Raw genomic sequence first — 19,696 nt, 5'->3', positions numbered from 1 at the left:
GATCTAAAAAAATTATAGTTAATTTGATTTTTTTAACAGAAAGAGATGTAAATCCATAATATTATGTATGATGACATATTTAAATCGAATTTTTTCTAAGAGGTTTATATTGATGGGAATAGGGTCGCGATTAATACAATTGTTATGGTTTTAAAGCGACATAATATTTATAATATCAGGAGACGACATGCTTGATTCAAATGTAACAGATAGTAATTGTAAGGTTTCTTCCCCCGTTTGTTCTTTTAATGAATGGGACCCACTTGAGGAGGTTATTGTCGGTGTAGTTGATGGCGCCAGATTTCCCGGCTGGCATATGGCGATAGAACCGATACTACCATCGAATCAGATTGAAAATTTTCATCGGTATGCAGGTCGGTCATTTCCGCAAGAGCAAATTGATGCAGCATCTAGAGAATTAGAAGAGTTTGTCCATATTCTTAGAGGTGAAGGTGTGACAGTACGTCGCCCAGATCCGCAAGACCAATCTCAGGTATTTGGCGCACCAGGCTGGAGTAGTACAGGGTTTTATTGTGCAATGCCTCGCGATGTGCTGTTAGTTATTGGAAATGATATTATTGAATGCCCGCTAGCATGGCGTTCTCGTTATTTTGAGACGGCGGCATATAAGACTTTACTTAAAGATTACTTTAAGAAAGGTGCGAAATGGAGCGCCGGGCCAAAGCCACAGTTGATCGAGGAACAATATAATTTCGAATGGCATCAGCCTAATGGCAAGGAGCGTGTTCCCCTTGCTATAACTGAGTTTGAACCGACTTTTGATGCTGCGGATTTTATCCGATGTGGGCGAGACATCATTGCTCAAAAGAGCCATGTCACAAATGAATTTGGTATTGAATGGCTTCGTCGTCATATAGGTGATGAATATCGTATTCATGTTTTTGAGTTTAACGATGATAGCCCTATGCACATTGATGCCACCTTTGTTCCTATGGCGCCAGGAAAACTGTTGATTAACCCAGAAAAGGTGTTAAAAGTTCCTGAACTGTTTAGGAAATGGGATGTATTACATGCGCCTCATCCGGTTATTCCTGATGACCATCCTCTGTATACGACCAGTAAATGGATTAACATGAATATTCTGATGTTGGATGAGCAGCGGGTGATTGTTGAAAGGCAGGATGAGCCAATGATCGCTGCAATGAAACGTTGGGGCTTTACGCCGATTCCATGTAATTTCAGGAATTTTAATACGTTCGGCGGTTCCTTCCATTGTGCAACCGTGGATGTAAGACGGCGCGGAACTTTACAGTCTTATCTTGACTAGGAAATAATGATGGCTATCTGGAGATATTCCCTTTGGGATGCAGTCATGTTTGCATTAAATATCTTGCATATGATAGCCACTTTTATGCGAGTTGTGTATTGGGGTATAAAAGTGATTATAGGATTGAAAGTTCTCCCAATATTTGACCATGCTAAATATGCCTCTACATTTATATACGACGGATGTAAATGCTAGAGATAAATACCTGCATGCACACAGTTACTTTTAGGTTAACATTAATCACAGTGTGTGCATGCATCTTGTTTGTATTCCCCCCTTTCTCCCCATCATTTCTATAATTGTGAATAGTAACAGGTTATTTAATTCTGTATTTAAATATGAGTTCTGAAATGATTGCTGGTAGAGAATCACTGCTAGCATGAATTCACCTATTCCGATGAATGGCCGCAGTCACTTTCTGTTTCTCTTTATATATTAAATGATAATAGTTATTACTTGGATGTTGGTTATTTCCGTCTTACAGTACTGCCCACATATATATTGCTATCAGACTGCATATATATGTCTTGTTTTATAACATAATATAAGGAAATTAATGATGGAATCGATGATATCTAAAAATAATATTCAGTTGTTTATCAATAAAATAGATGATCTGGTTAATATTGAAAATGAAAAAAAAGGCGGCGCTCTCGCAGTCGCTATTATCCATGATGATAAGATAATTTATCAGCGTCATATCGGGCAAGCTAGCATGGAACATGCTGTTGCTATACAGCCTAATACTAAATTCTATTTAGCGAGTGCTTCAAAACAATTCACGGCTTTCTGCATAGCCTTGTTGGAGAAAGAAGGAAAGCTCAACGTCAAGGATAAAATCGGACAATATTTGGATTATTTACCCGCGCGTTTCTGTGATATTACTATTGAGCATCTTATTCATCATACCAGTGGATTACGGGATGTATTTTTACTTTATAGTCTGGCAGGTAAAAACTCGAGTTTTGACCACTGCAATGCTGATTTAGTGGAAAAACTTATCCAACGACAACAGACATTTAACACCCCCACTGGGGAATATTATATTTATAGCAACACAGGCTATTATTTGTTGGGAGAAATTATCAATGTAGTTTCAGGCAAGTCGTTGAAAGAATATGCAGAAGAAAATGTTTTCGCTCCATTAGAGATGAAAGATACTATTATCTGTGATGATATAACCGAGATTATCTCTAATCGGGCGATGGGTTACACTTATAATCAGAATTCGCAACAGTGGGTAAGAAGCGATATCAATAATTCTGTGATGGGTAGTGCCGCCGTTCATTCCACCGTGAATGATTTATGTCGTTGGGCTAGAGCGTTTTATTCGCCATCTATTGTTCAGGATCTACTGCCTCAATTATCCCGTACACCAGATTTAACCAATGGCAATCGTAACAATTATGCTTATGGTTTGATTGTGGAGCAACGTGAAGGGCAAAGGGTAATACAACATAGTGGTACCTATGCTGGCTTCAGAGCTAATATTTATATTTTACCAGATGCTAAATTAGGTATGGCGATGACTGCTGCAAGCGATGTTAATGTTGGTGAATGGACGGATAAGTATATTGATATATTGTTTAATACCCATGTTGAGCCAGAAAAACCACATTGCTTAACTAATGATATTGATATCACCGGTATTTTCCGCGGGATAGAGCCTTATCCTTATATTATTACCAAAGAAGATGTTTATTTTTTAGGTGATTTATTTAAAAAAGGTAACCCGATTGTTTTTAACTCTGACGGTTCATTCCAGGAGGAAGGAGGTAAAATTAAGTTCAGACCCGTCATTGAAAATGACAGTGTTATCGCACTGGAACATATTGATGAAAATGGTAATGTTTTTTATTTGAAAAAGATGGACTATGAAGATAGTATCGATATTAAACTATTATCAGGGCGCTATTATAGTCACGAAACCGAGGCGATAATTAATATTATATCTTCTGGTGATGATCTTTATATTGATGGAATTATCCATCCTGTAAAGAAAGAGGCTTTGCGACATATTTATGGCAATAGTTATTTCTCTTCCAGTGCTGAGTTTGTTATTGATTTTGAACTTGATCCTGATACCAATAAACCTCGTCTTTATATCGGTAATGCACGTTGCTTGAATGTAGAATTCGTTACAGTTTAATTGACTAGTGAATAAATACAAATTTGAAATAGCGTTCATCTAGCAGGATGGAATTAATGCTATTGAGGGCCTAAAGATATTTTCTATTAGATACACTTTGTTCCAGGCAGAACAATTATATTTATGTTCTGTCTGTTTTTTTGTAAACATTAGATCCTAAAATTATTTATGAAAGAAAATAATGTTTATAAAATTTAGCTAATTTTAATTTTCATCCGCAGTTACTTTATATTGTCATTCATACATTAAATGATGGTCATGATTACTTGGATATTTCTTTTTTACGTCTTACAGTACTGCCCATATATGTATTGCTATCAAGTCGTATATATATGTTCTGTTTTTCAATCTTAAATAGGGAAATTCATGGTGGAATCGATGATATCTAAAGATAATATTCAGTTGTATATCAATAAAATAGATGAGCTGGTTAATATTGAAAATGAAAAAAAAGGCGGCGCTCTCGCAGTTGCTATTATCCATGATGATAAGATAATTTATCAGCGTCATATCGGGCAAGCTAGCATGGAACATGCTGTTGCTATACAGCCTAATACTAAATTCTATTTAGCGAGTGCTTCAAAACAATTCACGGCTTTTTGCATAGCTTTGCTGGAGAAAGAAGGAAAGCTCAACGTTAAGGATAAAATCAGACAATATTTGGAGTATTTACCCGAACATTTCTCGGATATTACCATTGAGCATCTTATTCATCACACCAGCGGATTACGGGATGTATTTTTACTTTATAGTCTGGCAGGTAAAAACTCGAGTTTTGACTACTGCAATGCTGATTTGATGGAAAAACTGGTCCAACGACAACAGACATTGAACGCCCCCGTTGGGGAATATTATATTTATAGTAATACGGGCTATTATTTGTTGGGGGAAATCGTCAACGTGGCTTCAGGTAAGTCGTTAAGAGAATATGCAGAAGAAAATATTTTCGCGCCATTAAAGATGAAAGATACCATTATTTGTGATGATGTAACCGAGATTATCTCTAATCGGGCGATGGGTTACACTTATAATGAGAATTCGCAACAGTGGGCAAGAAGCGATATCAATAATTCTGTGATGGGTAGTGCTGCGGTTCATTCCACCGTGAATGATTTATGTCGTTGGGCTAGAGCGTTTTATTCGCCATCTATTGTTCAGGATCTACTGCCTCAATTATCCCGTACACCAGATTTAAACAATGGCAATCGTAACAATTATGCTTACGGTTTGATTATCGACCAACGTGAAGGGCAAAGGATAATACAACACAATGGTACCTTTGCTGGCTTCCAAGCGAATATTTGTATTTTACCGGATGCTAAATTAGGTATGGCGATGACTGCTGCAAGCAATGTTGATGTTGGTGAATGGACGGATAATTATATGGATATCTTGTTTAACACTCATACTGAACCAGAAAAACCACATTTCCCAACCAGTGATATTGATATCACTGGTATTTTCCGCGGGATAGAGCCTTATCCTTATATTATTACCAAAGAAGATGTTTATTTTTTAGGTAATTTATTTAAAAAAGGTGACCCGATTATTTTTAACTCTGACGGTTCATTTCAGGAGCAAGGAAGTAAAATTCGGTTTAGACCTGTTATTGAAAATGACCGTGTTATCGCACTAGAACATATTGATGAAAATGGTAATGTTTTTTATTTGAAAAAGATGGATGATGAATATAGTACCGATATTAAGCTATTGTCTGGTCGCTATTATAGTCACGAAACAGAAGCAATAATTAATATTATATCTTCTGGTGATGAGATTTATATTGATGGGATTGTCCATCCTGTAAAAAAAGAGGTTTTGCGACATATTTATGGCAATAGTTATTTCTCACCTAGTACTGAATTTGTTATTGATTTTGAATTTGATCTTGATACTAATAAGTATCGTCTTTATATCGGTAATTCACGTTGCTTGAATGTGGAGTTCGTTGCAATTTAATTACAGGTTAGTAAATACAAGTTTAGAACAGAGTTTCGTTAGCAGGATAGAATTAATATTGTTGAGGGACTAAAGATATTTTCTATTAGATACACTTTGTTCCAGACAGAACTATTATATTTAACCTGAATTTTGTTTAAGCCGTCACTATGCTATCTTCTTCCGAATAGAAAATATCTGGGGACGGTTTTTTCAACTTAAAACAGTAAGCAATGATCCACTCAAAACTGTCAACAGAAATCCTTTTATACTCCGGTAGCGTGAATGTTCTATCTGAGAAATCGTTTTTAACTGCTCATGGAGCGCTTCTATACCCTATGGATTTCAAGATGCATCGCGACGGCAAGGGAGCGAATCCCCGGGAGCATAGCGAACTATGTGACCGGGGTGAGTGAGCGCAGCCAACAAAGAGGCAACTTGAAAGATGACGGGTATATACCTTTTAATAACATTATCTTATCCCACTCTGCCAGCGCATCTGCTTTCATATTATGTCGCTTTTTAGTGATAAAGATGATGCCGGTTTCTGCTAGCTTCTCCTGAGTTCCTGGCTCAAATATCCTTTGATGTCCTTCTATGAGTTAATGAACGAGTTCTTTCATCCACGTTGCCTGCGGTCACTGTAGCCGCCACAATTTTGCCCTGATGGTTAACAATCAAATGTAACTTGGATCTGTAAAACCATATATGGACGCCCCGATTATGCAAGCACTAAAATAGAAGCAGCAACACCGATAAAACGCGTATAACTGAGTAAAGTTGGAAAATCGTTGTGATGATATCGCCAGATACACTTCAGGTAAAAAGCCTTCAAGTTGCGATAATGTGACATGTGAAAAAAGATCAAAATGGTCATTATTTAGCGGGCCCACACACTGGCGATACCCCTTTTCGATACAAAATCGTTCCCACTGAGGAATGAAAAAGCAGCAGAAATCATCGACATCACAGAAAATTTCAACTAACTTGTCCATAGCCTGTTCTTTCCTAGAGCAGTTTTTTATTAGTCTAAAATTCTGATCTTGGAACTGGCGTTTAGTTCAATATCTTATCCAGAATTCGGATTCTATTTATGTTTTGTCTGTTTTTTATAAATGTTAGGAGATTAATGATGAAACTGACAATATCTACAGATAATATTAAATTATTTATCAAGAAAATAGACGAATTAGTTAATATTGAGAATAAAAAAAAGGGCGGCGCTCTCGCTGTTGCGGTTACTCACGGTAATAAAACCATTTATCAACGTCATATCGGGAAAGCTAGCATGGAACATGCTGTGGCTATAAAACCTAATACTAAATTCTATTTAGCGAGTGTTTCAAAGCAATTCACGGCTTTTTGCATAGTTTTACTGGAGAAAGAAGGAAAGCTCAACGTCAAGGATAAGGTCAGACAATATTTGGATTATTTACCCGCTCATTTCTCTGATATTACTATTGAACATCTTATTCATCATACTAGCGGGTTACGGGATATATTTTTACTTTACGGTCTGGCAGGTAAGAATTCAGATTTTGATTACTGCCATGTTGATTTAGTCAGAAAACTGATCCAACGACAACAAGCACTTAACGCCCCTACAGGGGAATATTATCTTTATAGCAACACGGGCTATCATTTACTGGGGGAAATCGTCAGTGTGGTTTCAGGCCGGTCGTTGAAAAAATATGCAGAAGAAAATATTTTCGCTCCATTAAAGATGAAAGAGACTTTTATCTGCGATGATGTAACCGAGATTATCCCCAACAGAGCGATGGGTTACACTTATAATGAGGATTCGCAACGGTGGATAAGAAGCGATATCAACAATTCCGTGGTGGGTAGCGCAGGGGTTCACTCCACCGTGAGAGATTTGTGTCGCTGGATGAGAGCGTTTTATTCGCCATCGATTGTTCAGGATCTGTTGCCTCAATTATCCCGTACACCAGATTTAACCAATGGCAATCATAACAATTATGCTTACGGTTTGATTATCAGCCAACGAGAGGGGCAAACGATAATACAACACAGCGGTGCTTATGCTGGCTTCAGAGCTAATATTTGTATTTTACCTGATACTAAGTTAGGTATCGTGATAACGGCTGCAACAGGTGTTGATGTTGCTAAATGGGTAGATCGGTATATTGATATATTGCTTAACACCGATATTGGGCCAGAAAAACCGTATTACCGAACCGATAATATTGATATCACCGGTATTTTCCGGGGGATAGAGTCTTATCCTTATGTTATTACTAAAGAAGATGTTTATTTTTTAGGTAATTTATTCGAAAAAGGTAACCCGATTACTTTTAACTCTGACGGTACATTCCAGGAGCAAGGAGGTAGAACCCGATTCAGACCGATAATTGAAAATGACAATGTTATCGCATTGGAACAGATTGATGAAAATGGCAATATTTTTTATTTTAAAAAAATGAATGATGAAGATAGTGTCGATATTCAGCTATTGTCAGGGCGCTATTATAGTGACGAAACAGAGGCAATAGTTAATGTTATGTCGTCTGGTGAAAATATTTATATTGATGGGATTGTCCATCCTATAAAAAAGGAGGCTTTACGTCATATTTATGGGAATAGTTATTTGTCTACAAGAACTAAGCTTATTATTGATTTTGAGTTTTATCCTGATAAAAATAGATGTCGTCTCTATGTCAGTAATTCACGTTGTTTGAATTTGGAATTCATCGAAGTTTAATTTTCAGGTTAGTAAATGCAAATTTAGAACAGTATTTCGTTAACAAGGATAGGATTGATGCTATTGTGAGAACCTGGGGATATTTTCTACTAGACAAACTTCATCCTGGGCAGAACAGTTATATTTATGTTCTGCCTGTTTTTGTAAGTATTAGATTCAAAATGATTTCTGTAAGAAAATAATTGTTTGTAAAGTTTAGCTAATTTTTATTTTCATCCGCAGTTACTTTATATTGTCATTTACATATTAAATGATAATCATTATCACTTGGATGTTTGTTGTTTACGCCTTATAGTACTACCCGCATATGTGGTATTACTAAATTGCATATATGTGCCCTACTTGTATAACTTTAAATATTAGGAAATTAATGGTGGAACTGACATTATCTACAGATAATATTGAATTATTTCTCAAGAAAATAAATGAATTAGTTAATATTGAAAATAAAAAAAAGGGTGGCGCTCTTGCTGTTGCTGTAACCCACGGCAATAAAACCATTTATCAGCGTTATATTGGGCAAGCTAGCATTGAACATGCTGTAACTGTAAAGCCTAATACTAAATTCTATTTGGCGAGTGTTTCAAAACAATTCACGGCTTTTTGCATAGCCTTATTAGAGAAAGAAGGAAAGCTCAGCGTTAAGGATAAAGTCGGACAATATTTGGATTATTTCCCCGCAGAATTCTCTGACATTACCATTGAGCATCTTATTCACCATACCAGCGGGTTACGGGATGAATTTTTACTTTATCGCCTGGCAGGCAAAAATTCAGATTTTGATCACCGCCATATTGATTTGGTGAGAAAACTGACTCAACGGCAACAGGCGCTTAACTTCACGTCTGGAGAATATTATCTCTATTGCAACACAGGCTATAGTTTATTGGCGGAAATCGTTAGCGTAATTTCGGGTAAATCGTTGAGGAAATATGCGGAAGAAAATATTTTTGTCCCATTAAAGATGAAAGATACCTTTTTCTATGATGATGTAACTGAGATTATTTCTGATCGGGCGATGGGTTATGCTTATAACGAAAAACCGCACCAGTGGGTAAGAGATGATATCAACAATACTGCTGTGGGGGGTGGTGGGGTCTACTCCACCGTGAACGATTTGTGTCGTTGGATTAGAGCATTTTATTCACCATCAGTTGTTCAGGATCTGCTGCCTCAATTATCCCGTACACCCGATTTAACCAATGGTAATCGCAATAATTATGCTTACGGTTTGATTATCAGCCAACGCGAAGGGCAAAAGATAATACAACACAGTGGTGCTTATGCTGGTTTCAGGTCTCACGTTTATATTTTACCGGATGTTAAATTAGGTATCGCGATTACCGCGGCAACAGGTGTCGAGGTGACTAAATGGGTGGATAAATATATTGATATCTTGTTTAACACTCATATTGAACAGGAAAAACCGCATTGCCTAACCAGTGATATCGATATTACCGGTATTTTCCGAGGAGCAGAGCCTTATCCTTATATTATCACCAAAGAGGATTGTTATTTATTGGGTAATTTATTTGAAAAAGGCAATCCGATTACTTTTAACTCTGACGGTACATTCCAAGAGGAAGGCGGAAAAATCCGATTCAGGCCCATCATTGAAAATGACAATGTTATCTCTCTGGAACAGATTAATGAGAATGGTAATGTTTTTTATCTTAAAAAGAGGATTGATGACGGTGGTGTCGATATTCAACGATTGTCAGGGCATTATTATAGCCATGAAACAGAGGCAGTCATTTCTGTTATGCCCGTTGGCGATGGGATTGGTATTGATGGGATTATCTATCCTGGTAAAAAGGAAGTCTTACGGCGGATTTACGGGAAGAGTTATTTTTCTCCCAGTACTGGATTGATTATTGATTTTGAATTAGATCCTGATACCGACAAACCTCATCTCTATATCAGTAATTCACGTTGTTGGAAGATAGAATTTTATAATCTTAAATAAAATAAGGAGGTTAATGATGGAATTTACTATATCTACAGATAAGATTAAGTTGTTTCTCAAGAAAGTAGATGAATTAGTTAATGTTGAGAATAAAAAAAAAGGAGGCGCATTTGCTGTTGCGGTTATCCACGGCAATAAAATTATTTATCAGCGTCATATTGGACAAGCTAGCATTGAACATGCTGTGGCGGTAAAACCTAATACCAAATTCTATTTGGCGAGTGTTTCAAAACAATTCGCGGCTTTTTGTATTGCTTTGCTAGAAAAAGCAGGGAAGCTTTGCGTCAAGGATAAAGTTGGACAATATTTGGATTATTTCCCCGCAGAATTCTCTGATATTACCATTGAGCATCTTATTCACCATACCAGTGGATTACGGGATGCATTTGTACTTTATAGCCTGGCGGGTAAACATTCAGACTTTGACCACCGCCATATTGATTTGGTGAGAAAACTGACCCAACGGCAACAAGTACTTAACTTTACGCCAGGGGAATATTATCTTTATAACAATACAGGTTATTATTTGCTGGCAGAAATAGTCAGAGTGGTTTCAGGTAAATCGTTAAAAGAATATGCAGAAGAAAAAGTTTTTGTCCCATTAAAGATGAAAGATACCTTTTTCTATGATGATATAACCGAGATTATTCCTGATCGGGCAATGGGTTACGCTTATAACGAGGAGTTGCGCCAGTGGGTAAGAGATGATCTCAACGATGTGGCAGTTGGTGGCGCAGGGCTTTATTCTACGATGAATGATTTGTGTCGGTGGATCAGAGCATTTTATTCACCCTCCATTGTTCAAGATTTGTTGCCTCAATTATCTCGTACACCAGATTTAACCAATGGCAATCACAATAACTATGCTTACGGTTTGATGATCAGCCAACGAGAAGGACAAAAGATAATACAACACGGTGGCTCCTATACCGGTTTTAAATCTCATGTTTGTGTTTTACCGGATGCTAAATTTGGTATCGCGATTACCGCGGCAACAGGTGCTGAGGTTACTGAATGGGTGGAGCGGCATATTGATATTTTGTTTAACACTGAGATTAAGCCAGAAGAACCGCATTGCCTAACCAGTGATATCGATATTACCGGTATTTTCCGAGGAGCAGAGCCTTATCCTTATATTATTACCAAGGAAGAGACTTATTTGTTAGGTAATGTATTCGAAAAAGGTAATCCGATTATTTTTAACGCTGATGGTACATTCCAAGAGAAAGGCGGTAAAATCCGGTTCAGACCTATCATTGAAAATGACACTGTTATTGCATTGAAACAGATTGATGAAAATAGCAATGTTTTTTATTTCAAAAAGAGGGTTGATAACGGGGGTATCGATATTCAGCGATTGTCAGGGCGTTATTATAGTCATGAAACAGAAGCAACGATTACGGTTTTCGCTTCTGGCGATGGGATTGGTTTTGATGGGGTTGTATATCCGGGTAAAAAGGAAGCCTTACGGCGGATTTATGGGAATAGTTATTTATCGCCCAGTACTGATGTGATTATTGATTTTGAATTAGATCCTGATACCAATAAACCTCATTTCTATATCAGTAATTCACGTTGTTGGAAGATAGAATTCGTTGCAGTTTAATTTATAAAGTGATAAGTCAGAATGAAGAATGGCATGATTATAGCAGGATGAAATTAATGCTATTAAGGTCCTAAAGATATTCCCTATTAGATGCACTTTTTTCCAGGCAGAACTACTATATTTATGTTCTGTCTGTTTTTTGCAAATATCAGCTCCTGTAATTACTTTATATTGTCCTTCATATATTAAATGATAACCATTATCACTTGGATGTTTCCTGTTTACGTCTTACAGTATTGTCCATATATATATGTTCTGTTTTATAACCTTAAAATAAGGAAATTAGTGATGGAATCAAAGATATCTACTGATAAAATTGAATTATTTCTCAAGAAAATAGACAAACTGGTTAATATTGAAAGGAAAAAAAAGGGTGGCGCTCTCGCTGTTGCTGTTATCCACGGCAATAAAACGATTTATCAGCGCTATATCGGAAAAGCCAATATTGAACACGCTGTTGCTATACAACCTAATACTAAATTCTATTTGGCAAGTGTCTCAAAACAATTCACGGCTTTTTGCATAGCCTTATTAGAGAAAGAAGGAAAGCTCAGCGTTAAGGATAAAGTTGGACAATATTTAGATTATTTCCCCGCAGAATTCTCTGATATTACTATTGAGCATCTTATTCACCATACCAGTGGATTACGTGATCAATTTTTACTTTATAGCCTGGCAGGTAAAAATTCAGGCTTTGACCACCGTCATATTGATTTGGTGAGAAAACTGACGCAACGGCAACAAGCGCTGAATTTTACGCCTGGAGAATATTATCTCTATAGCAACACCGGCTATAATTTACTGGCGGAAATAGTCAGAGTGATTTCAGGTCAGTCGCTGAGAAAATATGCAGAAGAAAATGTTTTCGTCCCATTAAAGATGAAAGATACCTTTTTCTATGATGATGTTACCGAGATTATTTTTGACCGGGCAATGGGGTACTCCTATAACGAGGACTCGAACCGATGGATGAGAGAAGATCTCAATGATGCGGTGGTAGGAGGTTCGGGCCTGTATTCTACAGTGAATGATTTGTGTCGCTGGATGAGAGCGTTTTATTCGCCATCGATTGTTCAGGATCTATTGCCTCAATTATCTCGCACGCCAGATTTAACTAATGGCAATCGTAACGATTATGCTTATGGTTTTGCGATTAGCCAACGTGAAGGGCAAAAGATAATACGACATGATGGTGGCTATGGCGGCTTTAAATCAGAAGTTTGTATTTTGCCTGATGCTGAATTAGGTATTGCTGTTACTTCCGCAATGAATACTAATGCCTCCAAGTTTGTTCGACAATGTATTGATGTATTGTTTAATTCCAATGGTATTAAACTAGAAAAACAGCCTTGTCAGACTAGTGATATTGATATTACGGGTATTTTCAAAGGAATAGAACCTTATCCTTATATTATTACTAAAGAAGATTGCTATTTATTAGGTAATTTATTCGAGAAAGGTAACCCGATTATCTTTAATGCAGATGGAACATTCCAAGAGGAGGATGGGAAAATTCGGTTCAGACCTGTTATTGAAAATGACAGTGTTATTGCATTGGAGAAAATTAATGAAAATGGCAACATTTTTTATTTAGATAAGATGATTGACGATGGTGGTACCGATATTCAGCTACTGTTAGGATATTATTATAACCACGAAACAGAAGCTGTGCTCACTGTTGCAGCCTCTGGTGATGTGCTTTATATCGATGCAATTATCTCTCCTGAAAGAAAAGAAGTCTTACATCGGGTTTATGGGAATAGTTATTTTTCTCCTAGCACAGAGCTTATTATTGATTTTGAATTGGACCCTGACACGAATAAACCTTACCTTTATCTCAGTAATGGTCGTTGCTGGAATATAGAATTTGTCGCGTTTTGATTGAGATGGCAATAAACACACATTGATAACAGTGTTGTTCTAGCGGGATGGCGGATTCTATTGAGATCCCCGAGATATTTTCTACCAGACGGACTTTTTCTAGGCAGAACGTCCATATTCATGTTCTGCCTTACAGGGCTGACTTTATATATCTATTTGTATAAAATTAAATAAGGAAAATAATAATGAAATCGACGATATCTAAAGATAATATTAATTTGCTTATCAAGAAAATAGACAATTTAGTTGATGTTGAAAATAAGAAAAAGGGTGGCGCTCTTGCTGTTGCTGTGACCCACGGTAATAAAACCATTTACCAGCGCCATATAGGAAAGGCTAATATTGAACATGCTGTTGCTATACAGTCTAATACTAAATTCTATTTGGCGAGTGTTTCAAAGCAATTCACGGCTTTTTGCATTGCGTTATTGGAGAAAGAAGGAAAGCTCAGTGTGAAAGATAAAGTTGGGCAATATTTGGATTATTTCCCCGTAGAATTTTCTGATATTACGATTGAACATCTTATTCATCATACTAGTGGATTACGTGATGAATCTTTACTTTATCGCCTGGCAGGTAAAAACTCGCGTTTTGATTGCCATCATATTGATTTAATAAGAAAACTGATGCAGCGGCAACGAGCACTTAATTTTACACCTGGTGAATATTATGTTTATAGCAATACGGGCTATCATTTGCTGGCGGAAATAGTCAGTGTGGTTTCAGGTAAATCATTGAGAGAATATGCAGAAGAAAATATTTTTGCCCCATTAAAGATGAAAGATACTGCTTTCTATGATGATGTCACCGAGATTATTTCTGATCGGGCGATGGGTTACACTTATAACGAGAAACCGCACCGGTGGGCAAGGTATGATCTCAATGGTTCCTTGGTAGGTGGTACAGGGGTTTATTCTACGGTGAATGATTTATGTCGCTGGATCAGAGCATTTTATTCACCATCCATTGTTCAGGAACTGTTGTCTCAATTATCTCGTACACCAGATTTAACCAATGGCAATCGCAATAACTATGCTTACGGCTTGATTATCAGCCAACGAGAAGGGCAAAAAATAATACAACATGATGGTTCCTATGCTGGTTTTAAATCTGATGTTTGTATTTTACCGGATGCTAAATTAGGTGTCGCTATTACCTCTGCAATAAATACTAATGTCGTTCAATGGATTGAACAGTGTCTTGATGTGTTGTTTAACACGAATATAATTGAACCGGAAAAACCACATTGTCTAACCGGTGATATCGATATTACCGGTATTTTCCGAGGGGCAGAACCTTATCCTTATATTATTACTAAGGAAGATTGCTATTTATTGGGTAATTTATTCGGGAAAGGCGACTCGATTACTTTTAACCCTGATGGTTCATTCCAACAGCAAGGAAGTAAAACCCGATTCAAACCGATCATTGAAAATGACAGTGTTATCGCACTGGAACAGATTGATGAAAATGACAATATTTTTTATTTTAAAAAGATGATTGATGACGGTGTTATCGATATTCAGATATTGTCAGGTAATTATTATAGTTATGAAATAGAATCAACGATAACTATTTCTGTTTCTGGCGATGGAATTTATATTGATGGGATTACTTACCCTGGGAACAAAGATGTTTTACGGCGGGTTTACGGTAATAGTTATTTCTCCCCGGGCACTGAATTTATTATCGATTTTGAATTGGACTCTGATACGAATAAACCTCATCTTTATATCAATGATGGGGGTTGCTGGAGGGTAGAGTTTGTCGCAGTTTAATTTATGAAGTGATAAATCAGAATAAAGAATAGCGTTGTTATAGCCGGATGGGATTAATACTATTGAGGACCTAAAGATATTTCTTATTAGATATACTTTGTTCCAGGCAGAACGATTATATTTATGTTCTGTCTGTTTTTGCAAACATTAGCTCCCGTAGTCACTTTATATTGCCCTTCGTATATTAAATGATAACCATTATCACTTGGATATTTCCTGTTTACGTCTTACAGTATTGCCCGTATATGTATTGCTATCAGGTCGTATATATATATTCTGTTTTATAACCTTAAAATAAGGAAATTAATGATGGAATCTACTATATCTACAAATAAAATTAAGTTGCTTCTCAAGAAAATAGATGAATTAGTTAATATTGAAAATAAGAAAAATGGCGGTGCTCTCGCGGTTGCTGTTACCCACGGAAATGAGACCATTTATAAGCGCTATATCGGGCAAGCCAGCATTGAACATTCTGCTGCTGTAACCCCAAATACGAAATTCTATATGGCGAGTGTCTCAAAACAGTTCACCGCTTTTTGTATTGCTTTGCTGGAAAAAGAAGGAAAGCTCAACGTCAAGGATAAAGTTGAAAAATATGTGGATTATTTCCCGGCACATTTCTCTGGTATTACCATTGAGCATCTTATTCATCATACCAGTGGGTTACGGGATAAATATGTTCCTTATGGCTTGGCAGGTAAAAACTCAGATTTTGACTACCGCAATATAGATTTATTGAGAAAACTGATTCAACGGCAACAAAAGCTTAATTTTACTCCTGGAGGATATTTTAGCTATACCAATACGGGTTATAATTTGTTGGCGGACATTATCAAAGTGGTTTCAGGTAAATCGTTAAGAGAATATGCGAAAGAAAATATTTTTATTCCATTAAAGATGAATAATACCTCTTTCTATGATGATGTGACTGAAGTTATCTCTGACCGGGCGATAGGTTATGTCTATAACGAAGATGCAAATCAATGGATAAGATCGGATCACAACGATTCAACTATAGGGAGTGCGGGGCTGCGTTCTACAGTCAGTGATTTATGTCGCTGGATGAAAGCGTTTTATTCACCATCAATTGTTCGGGATATGTTGCCGCAATTGTCCCGTACACCGAATTTAACCAATGGCAATCGTAACAATTATGCTTACGGTTTGATGCTTAGCCAACGTGAAGGGCAAAAGATAATACGGCACGATGGTTCCTATGGTGGTTTTAAAGCTGAAGTTTGTATTTTACCTGATGTTAAATTAGGTATCGCAATTACTGTTGCAACAGGTATTAATACCGTTGAATTTACTAATCAATGTCTTAATGTATTATTTAATACTGATATGACTGAGCCAGAGCATTGCCTAACCAGTAATATTGATATCACTGGTATGTTCAAAGGGGCAGATCCCTATCCCTATATTATTACCAAGGAAGATTGCTATTTATTAGGTAATTTATTCGAGAAAGGTAATCCGATTATTTTTAACGCTGATGGAACATTCCAAGAGAAGGGAGGAGAAATTCGATTCAGACCTGTCATTGAAAATGGCAGTGTTATCGCATTGGAGCAGATTGATGAAAATGGTAATGTTTATTATTTGAAAAAAATGACTGATAAAGGTGATATTGATATTAAGCGATTATCAGGTCGCTATTATAATCACGAAACAGAATCAATTGTCAATATTGAAGCATTTAATCATGATCTTTATATTGAAGCGGTTATCTTGCCAGGAGAAAAAGAGGTCTTACAGTGGGTTTACGAGAATAGTTATTTCCATCCCAGTACTCAACTTATTGTTGATTTCGAATGGAATTCTGATACGGATAAACCTCGCCTCTATCTCAATGATTCACGTTGCTGGAAGATAGAATTTATTCCGGTTTAATTGATAGGGTTGTAAATATAAGTTAAGAGTGGTGTTTTTCTGCAAGGATGAGAAGATTAGATTGAGATCATAAAGATATTTTCTATCTAATCTATTTATTTACAGGCAGAACTATTATGACGATATTCTGCCTGTTCGATATGATTTTGATATTTTAATTGCTTAATAGATTGTTTTTGGATTATATTCTCATCGTCCTTGATAGGTTAAGGATACACTTTCCCTCTAATTAGAGATACAATTTAGTTTTTATTATAATAGAAGGGAGGTAAATTTATGGAAAAGGGTAAATTATGTGATGTTAGCTCATATTTCCTAACCTAGTGTTAGAAGAATAGTTTAAATCAGAATGTACAGTGTATAGTAAATGAAAAATCTATATTTAGCTACGAAATTATATTTGTTTGAATGTTATTGTCCATTTTTATAAATGTAATTAACGGCTATTTTAAATAGAGCAGAACGATAATAGGCATAAATATTTAACATGGTTACTATAAATAAAATATATCTATCTGGGAATGATCAGATATCTTGTGATTTTGATTCTGAGGTCGTTATTGGGTTAGTCGGTGCCGTAGGAACGGATCTGGAAATAATTAAAGATTCTATGACACAGAAACTTAATGCGTTCAGGTATGATGTACAGGAAGTAAGAATATCTTCTGAAATCATTTCAGTATTAAGAGATATTCCCTCAACAAAGGATAATTATGAAAAAATAAGTCGATTAATGTCAGAAGGTAATTACTTACGGGAGATTAGTCAGGATAATTCTATATTGGCATTAGCTGCGGCAGCAAAGATAAATAAAGGAAGAGGAAAGAAAAATGCTTTACCAATACCATCGGTCAGGAAAGCATATATTATAAATTCTCTTAAACATCCGGATGAAGTCAATGCGTTAAGGGATATTTATGCAAATGGATTTTTTCTGATAGGTGTATATACGAATGAGTCTCATAGGATAAAAAATCTTACCGTCGATAAGTGTATTGATGAAGTAAAAGTTAAAGAGTTAATTAATCGTGATTCTAACGAGGGAAATAAATGGGGGCAGCGTACCAGAGATACTTATGAGTTATCTGATTTTTTTGTAAGTTATGATGGAAATAAAAATAGGACCGACAATAATATATGGAGAATATTAGATCTTATTTTTGGTAATCCATATGTTACTCCAACCTTTGACGAGTATGCTATGTTTATGGCTTTTTCTGCTTCGTTACGATCTGGAGATCTTTCCCGTCAAGTTGGTGCTGTATTAACGAAAGATAAGAACATAATCTCAACTGGAGCTAATGATGTGCCACGATTCGGCGGGGGATTATATTGGCCTGATTATGTGGGAGATGTAATCGAAGATGCTGAAAATGGTAGAGATTATAAAATAGGCGAAGATTCAAACACGAAACAGAAAAGATTAATTATTGAAGATATACTTAAAGATATTTTAGATGAACAAAAGGAAGTATTTAAGGAGTATCTCCTACAAAGCAAGATAAAGGATATTACCGAATATGGCAGAGTTGTTCATGCTGAAATGGAGGCAATCTTAGCATGTGCAAGAAGTAATATTAGCACTCATAATGGGATATTATATTGTACTACATTCCCTTGTCATAATTGCGCAAAACATATCGTTGCTAGTGGTATAAAACGAGTTGTGTATATTGAGCCTTATCCTAAAAGTAAAGCTTTTGATTTTCACCCTGATTCTATTTCAATACCTGAAGAAGAGATTTCTAATAGTAAAGTGATTTTTGAACCATTTGTGGGTGTTGGACCTCGATGTTTCTTCAATTTGTTCTCTACAAATTTAGGGGTAGGTTATAAAATTAAGAGGAAAGACCAAGATGGTAAGGCTGTTAAATGGCATAGAAAAAATGGAAAACTCAGAATGCAGATGCTACCATTATCCTATATGGAAAGAGAGGCGCAATCATTAATTAACGTGGATAACTTAATAGAGGAGTTAAAAAAATGACTGAGAAAGAAGAGTTTTTAGCTTATGTAGCCGAAATGAAAAAAATAGTTGAGCAATGGCCAGATTGGAAAAAAGTTGGACTGAGGACTCCTCGTAACCCGTATATGTTCCGTAGAGATAATATTGCTCCTAATCCTGAGGGTTATACGACAGATGAAGCTGAAAATAAGTTGGCATAACCTATTATTATCTATTGGAAAATATGTGGCCCGATAAGAATTTTTTTCACTCCAAATTTATATATTAATAAATCAACTAAAATAATAAATTAAAATTTTAGCTTAAAATGAGCCTGTATATATACCCAATGGATTTCAATATGCATCGTGACGGCAAGGGAGCGAATCCCCGGGAGCATAGATAACTATGTGACCGGGGTGAGTGAGTGCAGCCAATAAAGAGGCAACTTGAAAGATAACGGGTATAAAGTTGTAGTCAATTACTTTAATGTAACTCCATATAAATAAAGTAACCCTTTATAGGGT

At 36.2% G+C, this 19,696-nt stretch carries 11 protein-coding genes and 2 pseudogenes; 11 read left to right on the top strand and 2 right to left on the bottom strand.

The genetic code is table 11. The features are described from left to right. Positions 1 to 187 precede the first annotated feature (187 nt). The 3 genes from V2H77_RS22875 to V2H77_RS22865 all read left to right on the top strand — a co-directional run bounded on the left by V2H77_RS22875 (position 188) and on the right by V2H77_RS22865 (position 5,396). Positions 188 to 1,288, top strand: a complete 1,101-nt coding sequence (locus tag V2H77_RS22875) for an amidinotransferase (protein ID WP_341500605.1) — start codon at positions 188 to 190, stop codon at positions 1,286 to 1,288. 556 nt (positions 1,289 to 1,844) lie between these two features. Further along, on the top strand, positions 1,845 to 3,437 hold the full coding sequence (locus V2H77_RS22870; RefSeq protein WP_341500604.1) for a serine hydrolase domain-containing protein: 1,593 nt from the start codon (positions 1,845 to 1,847) through the stop codon (positions 3,435 to 3,437). Positions 3,438 to 3,803: 366 nt separating this feature from the next. Then, positions 3,804 to 5,396 (top strand): serine hydrolase domain-containing protein, encoded by a 1,593-nt coding sequence (locus V2H77_RS22865; protein ID WP_341500603.1) that lies wholly within the window; start codon positions 3,804 to 3,806, stop codon positions 5,394 to 5,396. A 136-nt stretch (positions 5,397 to 5,532) separates the two neighbouring features. Here the strand turns inward: V2H77_RS22865 and V2H77_RS22860 are convergent. Together V2H77_RS22860 and V2H77_RS22855 are read right to left on the bottom strand one after the other, a co-directional pair. Further along, positions 5,533 to 5,708, bottom strand: a pseudogene (locus tag V2H77_RS22860) (IS982 family transposase); the annotation flags it as partial. 118 nt (positions 5,709 to 5,826) lie between these two features. Beyond that, positions 5,827 to 6,370, bottom strand: a pseudogene (locus tag V2H77_RS22855) (transposase); the annotation flags it as partial. A 134-nt stretch (positions 6,371 to 6,504) separates the two neighbouring features. Between V2H77_RS22855 and V2H77_RS22850 the strand changes: the two are divergent. The 8 genes from V2H77_RS22850 to V2H77_RS22815 all read left to right on the top strand — a co-directional run bounded on the left by V2H77_RS22850 (position 6,505) and on the right by V2H77_RS22815 (position 19,390). Further along, a complete protein-coding gene (locus V2H77_RS22850) occupies positions 6,505 to 8,097 on the top strand; it encodes a serine hydrolase domain-containing protein (protein ID WP_341500602.1) in 1,593 nt (530 codons plus the stop codon). Between the two features lie 370 nt (positions 8,098 to 8,467). Then, positions 8,468 to 10,063: a serine hydrolase domain-containing protein gene (locus V2H77_RS22845; protein ID WP_341500601.1), complete on the top strand. Its 1,596-nt coding sequence runs from the start codon at positions 8,468 to 8,470 to the stop codon at positions 10,061 to 10,063. A 13-nt stretch (positions 10,064 to 10,076) separates the two neighbouring features. Beyond that, complete coding sequence (locus tag V2H77_RS22840; protein ID WP_341500600.1) at positions 10,077 to 11,669, top strand: serine hydrolase domain-containing protein; 1,593 nt, start codon at positions 10,077 to 10,079, stop codon at positions 11,667 to 11,669. Between the two features lie 288 nt (positions 11,670 to 11,957). Beyond that, positions 11,958 to 13,550: a serine hydrolase domain-containing protein gene (locus V2H77_RS22835; RefSeq protein WP_341500599.1), complete on the top strand. Its 1,593-nt coding sequence runs from the start codon at positions 11,958 to 11,960 to the stop codon at positions 13,548 to 13,550. Positions 13,551 to 13,735: 185 nt separating this feature from the next. Continuing rightward, positions 13,736 to 15,328: a serine hydrolase domain-containing protein gene (locus V2H77_RS22830; RefSeq protein ID WP_341500598.1), complete on the top strand. Its 1,593-nt coding sequence runs from the start codon at positions 13,736 to 13,738 to the stop codon at positions 15,326 to 15,328. A gap of 306 nt (positions 15,329 to 15,634) precedes the next feature. Continuing rightward, positions 15,635 to 17,224 (top strand): serine hydrolase domain-containing protein, encoded by a 1,590-nt coding sequence (locus tag V2H77_RS22825; RefSeq protein ID WP_341500597.1) that lies wholly within the window; start codon positions 15,635 to 15,637, stop codon positions 17,222 to 17,224. Positions 17,225 to 17,711: 487 nt separating this feature from the next. Continuing rightward, complete coding sequence (locus V2H77_RS22820; RefSeq protein ID WP_341500596.1) at positions 17,712 to 19,211, top strand: anti-phage dCTP deaminase; 1,500 nt, start codon at positions 17,712 to 17,714, stop codon at positions 19,209 to 19,211. Further along, positions 19,208 to 19,390 (top strand): hypothetical protein, encoded by a 183-nt coding sequence (locus V2H77_RS22815; protein WP_341500595.1) that lies wholly within the window; start codon positions 19,208 to 19,210, stop codon positions 19,388 to 19,390. The genes V2H77_RS22820 and V2H77_RS22815 overlap by 4 nt, the downstream gene beginning before the upstream one ends. Positions 19,391 to 19,696: the final 306 nt, after the last annotated feature.

Origin of the sequence: Photorhabdus sp. P32, assembly GCF_038085095.1 — a bacterium.
Classification (GTDB): domain Bacteria; phylum Pseudomonadota; class Gammaproteobacteria; order Enterobacterales; family Enterobacteriaceae; genus Photorhabdus; species Photorhabdus luminescens.
This window is presented reverse-complemented; position numbering and strand designations above follow the sequence as displayed.